This window comes from Erysipelatoclostridium sp. MSK.23.31, from assembly GCF_019125875.1.
Classification (GTDB): Bacteria; Bacillota_I; Bacilli_A; order Erysipelotrichales; family Coprobacillaceae; genus Thomasclavelia; species Thomasclavelia ramosa.
Genome location: NZ_JAHOCB010000106.1, coordinates 1 through 1,161, shown reverse-complemented (window position 1 = coordinate 1,161; position 1,161 = coordinate 1). Strand labels below are relative to the sequence as shown.

1 protein-coding gene and 1 pseudogene are annotated in these 1,161 nt (G+C 32.3%); one reads left to right on the top strand and one right to left on the bottom strand.

Going from position 1 to position 1,161, the window contains the following annotated elements:
* Nucleotides 1-232, bottom strand: a pseudogene (locus tag KSU54_RS18450) (hypothetical protein); the annotation flags it as partial.
* A gap of 373 nt (nucleotides 233-605) precedes the next feature.
* On the opposite strand from KSU54_RS18450, the gene KSU54_RS18445 reads away from it, so the two are divergent.
* A complete protein-coding gene (locus KSU54_RS18445; protein ID WP_008792851.1) occupies nucleotides 606-1,007 on the top strand; it encodes a hypothetical protein in 402 nt (133 codons plus the stop codon).
* Nucleotides 1,008-1,161: the final 154 nt, after the last annotated feature.

Below are 1,161 nucleotides of genomic sequence, written 5' to 3'. Positions count from 1 at the left end.
TCAGCAGTTCAGCATTGACTCCGAACATATCATAAAGAAGATCTTCATTGTAATATTTGTCTTCACTGCCTACAGAACTACCCATAGTATACAACCCTGCTTCATTAAGCTTTTTTGCATATCCTTTACCAACTCTCCAGAAATCTGTAATCGGCTGATGATGCCATAAGTATTTCCGATATCTCATTTCATCTAAACAGGCAATCCGCACTCCGTCTTCATCTGCTTTAACACTAAAAGACAGAGTGATACTAATGTAGCACTTAACAATCTGAATTCATTAACAACTACAGTTACCAATAAGCTAAATAATGGCGATTTTATCCCCAAAATCACGGCTGAAGCTGAAGTTGGAAAAGTATCAGAAGTTCGGGTATTAGGAGCAAAAGATATTCAACACGATGCTCTAGAAAAAATGGAAGACTATGATAAGGATTCTGAATTGATTGTTGAAGGTAGAGATTATAGCACAATTAATGACGGTCACTGCAACCACCAATTTAAAAATGAGTTCCTTATCAAACAAAGCAAAATAACAAAAGTTAATTTTAGAGAATAACAGTCTCTCCCCTTTTGTGCTTTGCAACATAGAGAGGAAATAATAAATGTTATTAGATTTTATTAAATCAAACTGGAAAGAAATTACTACATGGTTGGCTTTATTTGGTGTTGTGGTAGAAGTTTCTCCGATTAAAATTTATCCACTTCGTTGGGTTGGAAACAGAATGAATGCTGACATAAAAAAGGAACTAGATAATGTTAATGAAAATTTAAACAAACATATAACTGATTCAGAAAAGAAAGAAATGAAAAACTTGAGGTTTCAAGTGTTGGATTTTGCTGATCGTGTACAAAATGATAGTAAACCATCGAAAGATGCATTTAGTCATATATTCGATACTATTCAAGATTATCATGATATTATTGATAAATATGAATTAAAAAATGGCTTGATTGATATAGAGACTGAAAATATAAAGCAAGCATATAAAAAGTTATATACATAAAGGGGTTAGGACAAATTAATGTCTTAACCCTATTTTTTTGCTTTATTAAAGCCGAACATATGATTGATTATGCCAATTATAGCTTCCCTTTACCCCACATAAAATATGATATGCTCGGCGATAAGACAGTGTTATAAACTTACAATAACAGTAC